This window comes from Elioraea sp. Yellowstone (genome assembly GCF_006704265.1).
Classification (GTDB): Bacteria; Pseudomonadota; Alphaproteobacteria; order Acetobacterales; family Acetobacteraceae; genus Elioraea.
Genome location: NZ_VIKA01000214.1, coordinates 1 through 4,155, shown reverse-complemented (window position 1 = coordinate 4,155; position 4,155 = coordinate 1). Strand labels below are relative to the sequence as shown.

Annotated in this window: 3 protein-coding genes, 1 tRNA gene and 1 pseudogene; 1 reads left to right on the top strand and 4 read right to left on the bottom strand. The window is 70.9% G+C overall.

All coding sequences use genetic code 11. The annotated features are described in order from the left end of the window. The 4 genes and pseudogenes from FK498_RS20045 to FK498_RS17680 form a co-directional block, all read right to left on the bottom strand. A pseudogene (locus FK498_RS20045) lies at positions 1-614 on the bottom strand (hypothetical protein); the annotation flags it as partial. Positions 615-846: 232 nt separating this feature from the next. Beyond that, positions 847-1,080, bottom strand: a complete 234-nt coding sequence (locus FK498_RS17690; RefSeq protein WP_141856901.1) for a hypothetical protein — start codon at positions 1,078-1,080, stop codon at positions 847-849. A 250-nt stretch (positions 1,081-1,330) separates the two neighbouring features. After that, complete coding sequence (locus tag FK498_RS17685) at positions 1,331-3,340, bottom strand: TRAP transporter permease (protein ID WP_141856899.1); 2,010 nt, start codon at positions 3,338-3,340, stop codon at positions 1,331-1,333. Positions 3,341-3,486: 146 nt separating this feature from the next. Next, positions 3,487-3,747, bottom strand: coding sequence for a twin-arginine translocase TatA/TatE family subunit (locus tag FK498_RS17680; protein ID WP_141856897.1), 261 nt, complete (start codon positions 3,745-3,747; stop codon positions 3,487-3,489). Between the two features lie 170 nt (positions 3,748-3,917). Between FK498_RS17680 and FK498_RS17675 the strand changes: the two genes are divergently transcribed. Further along, positions 3,918-4,007, top strand: a tRNA-Ser gene (locus FK498_RS17675). Positions 4,008-4,155 lie beyond the last annotated feature (148 nt).

Below are 4,155 nucleotides of genomic sequence, written 5' to 3'. Positions count from 1 at the left end.
ACACGGTGCTGGCCGAGCGCGAGCGCGCCGCCGTTCACGTGCACCTTCGCCGGATCCCACCCGAGATCCTTTTGCACCGCGCCGGCCGGCGCGGCGAAGGCAGCGGCGCGCCAGGGATTGGCGTGCGGCGGCGCGTAGCGGCCAAGCGTGGCATCGAAGTGCCGCGCCAGCGCCTCCGGCGCCTCGCCGACGGAGGCCGGTACGATGCCCCAGTTCACCAGCACGGGTGCCGCCCCGGTCCAGAGGATGTCGCCCTGGCCCGACACCATCAGGGCGGCGCGCAGCAGCCCGCCCGCCTCCGGATCGGCGAGCAGCGGCTGCAGCGCCGAGAGCCGGCTCCGCAGCTCGCTCTCGGCGAGCAGGCGCTGCGCGGTCGGCAGGCGTTCGAGCGGGACGGGATCCTCCGAGGCCGGGCCATACCACGAGACGCGACGCGGTGCAGGGCTCTCCTTGGGATCGAGCACCGGCTCGGCGAACAGCCCGGCGGCCGCCGGCGCCTTCGCCTCGATCAGCGCGGCGAGACGCGCGTGCTGGGCGAGCGCGATCGCCGCGCCCGCCCTGAGCGGGAGCCTGTCCTCGAGCTCGGCGGCCTGGAGATAGCGCGCGCTCGTCATGGAAACGCGATCATCCGCATCGGCGGCCTCCCGGCGCGTCGGTCGCGAGGCGGATCAGCCCGGCGCGCCGCCGTGCCTGCCGCCGTCGCTCGTCTCGCCATCGACCCCCCTTCCCGCCGGCGCCATTTCCCGACGAGGCCGCGCCGCAAGTCAAGCGCGGCGAGGCGTCGCGCGCGGGGCATCCTCGGCCGCCGCGCCCCCCCGACCGGGCGTTCCCCGATCGGCAGAGGGATTACGGCCGGCGCGATTCGAGCTGCTGGCGGATCGCGCGCAGGCTCTCGTTCATCTCGAGCTGGACGAAGATGATGCCGAACACCAGCACGGCCATCAGGAAGGCGACGATCAGCCCGACGATCGCGCCGACCACGCCGCCCGGACCGTAGCCGCCGATCAGCCCGGCCAGCAGGAACAGCACGAACAGTCCGATCGCGAACTTTTCCAGGAGGTCGACCACCATCCGCTTCATCGCTCTTCTCCCCAGCTGGCGCCGCCACCCCTGGGCACGCCCATGGCGCTGCCGCGCACGCACAGGCTATGCCGTTTCGGGATCATCGCGCAACGTTCCCCGCTGCCAACCAGCGGGGCGGGACCGACCAGGACCGACCATACCCTCCTGCCGGGTTCGCGCGGTCGCGCAGCGGCAGGATCGATCCCTCGGCATTGGCGGACCGCCCTGCCGCCATGCCTCGCGTGAGGAGGTCCCGGCGCGGGACGGCTCAATCCCCGCCTTTGCCGTTCCCCTGCGCCAGGGCCGGTGTCCCGCGCGCACTCCACCGTTGCCATCCGTAGATCGCCACCCCGACCGCAACACCGGCCAGATCGGTGAGCCCCTCGGGGATGATGCAGAGGACGGCGGCGAGACCGGTGACCAGGCGCAGCGCGAGCGGCAGCCTTCCGCCCAGATAGCCCTCGGTGGCGCAGGCGAGCAGCACCACGCCGATCACCCCGGTGGCCAGGGCCTGGAGGATGTCGGTGAGCGCCCCCTGCGCCAGCAGCACCGGGTTCAGATAGAACATGTAGGGCACCAGGAACGTTGCCATGCCGAACTTGAGCGCGGTCAGGCTGGTGCCCCACAGGCTGCCGCGCGCCAGCCCGGCGGCGGCGAAGGAGGCGAGCGCCACCGGCGGCGTGATCGCGGACAAAACCGCGTAGTAGAAGATGAACATGTGCGCGACCAGCGGCTGGATGCCCATGCGGATCAGCCCCGGCGCCACCACCGCCGCGGCGATCGCGTAGGCCGCCGTGGTCGGCACGCCCATGCCCAGGATCAGGGCGACGACCGCGGCGAAGGTGAGGGCCAGGATCGGCACCGCGCCGCCGAGCTCGAGCAGGATGGTCGCGAAACGTCCGCCGATGCCGGTGAGCCCGATCACCCCGGCGACGATCCCGGCCGTGGCGCAGACCGCGATCAGCTGCAGCGCCTCGCGCGACCCGCCGGCGAGCGCCTCGCAGATCGCGAGCCAGAGCTGCCAGAGACTTCCGGCCAGCGCGGCGAGCGGGTTCTCGCGCGCGATGAACACGCGATGCGCGAGGAAGGTCGCGAACATGATCACCACCGTCGCGGCGATGCCGAGTCCGGCCGCGCGGAACGGCGAGTAGCCGGAAAGCAGCACCGCGATCAGGATCACCAGCGGGGCGAACAGATAGGCCCTGAGCATCAGCTTGGGCAGGCTCGGCAGTTCCGAGAGCGGCAGGCCGCGCAGCCCCGCCTTCAGCGCATGCAGGTCGGCATGGCTGTAGCAGGCGACGTAGTAGAGCAGCGCCGGAATGATCCCGGCGATCAGGATCTCCTGGTAGGGGACGCCGAGCACCTCGGCCATGATGAAGGCGCCCGCGCCCATCACCGGCGGCGCGAGCTGCCCGCCCGTCGAGGCGGTCGCCTCCACCGCACCGGCGGTGTCGGCGTCGTAGCCGGCGCGCTTCATCATCGGGATGGTGAAGGTGCCGGAGGCCACGACATTCGCCACGGAGGAGCCCGAGACCGCACCGAACATCGAGGACGAGACCACCGCCACCTTGGCCGGGCCGCCGCGCGCCCAGCCGACCAGTCCCATCGCCAGGTCGTTGAAGAAGTCGCCCGCCTTCGAGGTCTGCAGGAAGGCGGCGAAGGTGACGAACATGATGATGAAGGTGGCGGAGACCGAGGTGGTGATGCCGAAGATCCCCTCCATGCCGGCGAGGAAGTTCACCGCTTCGCGCCACGGCACGCCGGTGTGGTAGAGCGCGCCCGGCAGCCAAGGGCCGAGGAAGATGTAGGAGATGAAGACGAGCGCGATGATCGGCATCGCGATGCCGGCGGTGCGGCGCGTGAACTCGAGCAGGACCGCGATTGCGGCAACGCCGACGATGGTGTCGCGCCAGTTCGGCCCCAGGAAGGCGCGCATCTCGATCCCGTCGGCATCGAGCGCATAGTGCGCGACGATGCCGACGCAGGCCGCCATCATCATCCAGTCGTACCAGGCGATCCGGTCGAGCCGCGCGCGATGCGAGGCGGCGAACAGGCCAAGCCCGATGATCGCGCCGACATAGACATGCACCGGTCGGCCCACCGTCGGATCGATCGGATGGACCAGCAGCACCCAGAGGTGGAAGGCGACGAAGGCGATGCCGAGCCAGCGGAACGCCTGCGCCAGCGCCGGCCCGAGCGTGCGCCGGCTGGACGGCACTTCCAGGTCGAGGATCCGCTGGGCCTCCTCGGCCCCGTTCGCGTCCGCAGCCTTGTCCATCCGCCCCCCGTCCGTTCGCCTGCCCTTGACCGATCTTCGCCGCCGGCCGTGATCCCTGTCCTGCCGCGCCGGGCGGCCAGGGCATGCCGTCAGACTACGAGGGCGGCGCGCCGGAGGGCAACGCGCCGTAGAGGATCAATGCGGGTTCAGCCGCGCGAACCGGAGGAGGAGGCGGGTTCGCTGGTGCGGGCGGCGGCCTCGCGGGTCTCCGGCCCGGGCAGGGTGCCGGCGGGCTTCTGCCCGGCCTCGGCGGCCTGCGCCTCGTCCTTGTCGTCCTTGATGTTCTGGCGGAAGGACTTGATGCCCTTGGCAAGATCGCCCATCAGGCCGCTGATCTTGCCGCTGCCGAACAGCAGCAGGATCACGAGCAGCACGACCAGCCAGTGCCAGATGCTGAAGGTACCCATCGTGCGTATGTCCGTCCCGTGGTGACACCGACAACCGGGACAGCCCGGCCCGGCTTTCATCTGGGACGGACACTAGCCGAACGGAAGGGGTTCGCGAAGGGCTTGCTGCGCCCGGCGGCGGCGTTCCCCCTTGCCGCGGGCGGGAGGGGCTGTAAACGTGCCGCGAGCGCGGAGGGATGGCCGAGTGGTCTAAGGCGCTCGCCTGGAAAGCGGGTACACGGGAAACCGTGTCGTGGGTTCGAATCCCACTCCCTCCGCCATTATCTTGTAGCGAACCCGAGATGAGGCTCCCGTTGGGGGCCTTTTTCTTTTTGTTTCAAAGGCGCTTAGCGGTCGTGTCCCGGGGAGTGGTGTAGCAGCTCGGCCGATCGCGATCTCCGGCGGGTGATGGCCGGTGTGTCAGGCGGC

Bases quoted from the DNA above. Each gene is read 5' to 3' on its own strand.
- FK498_RS17690 (WP_141856901.1), bottom strand. From the start codon at position 1,080: ATGAAGCGGATGGTGGTCGACCTCCTGGAAAAGTTCGCGATCGGACTG.
- FK498_RS17685 (WP_141856899.1), bottom strand. From the start codon at position 3,340: ATGGACAAGGCTGCGGACGCGAACGGGGCCGAGGAGGCCCAGCGGATC.
- FK498_RS17680 (WP_141856897.1), bottom strand. From the start codon at position 3,747: ATGGGTACCTTCAGCATCTGGCACTGGCTGGTCGTGCTGCTCGTGATC.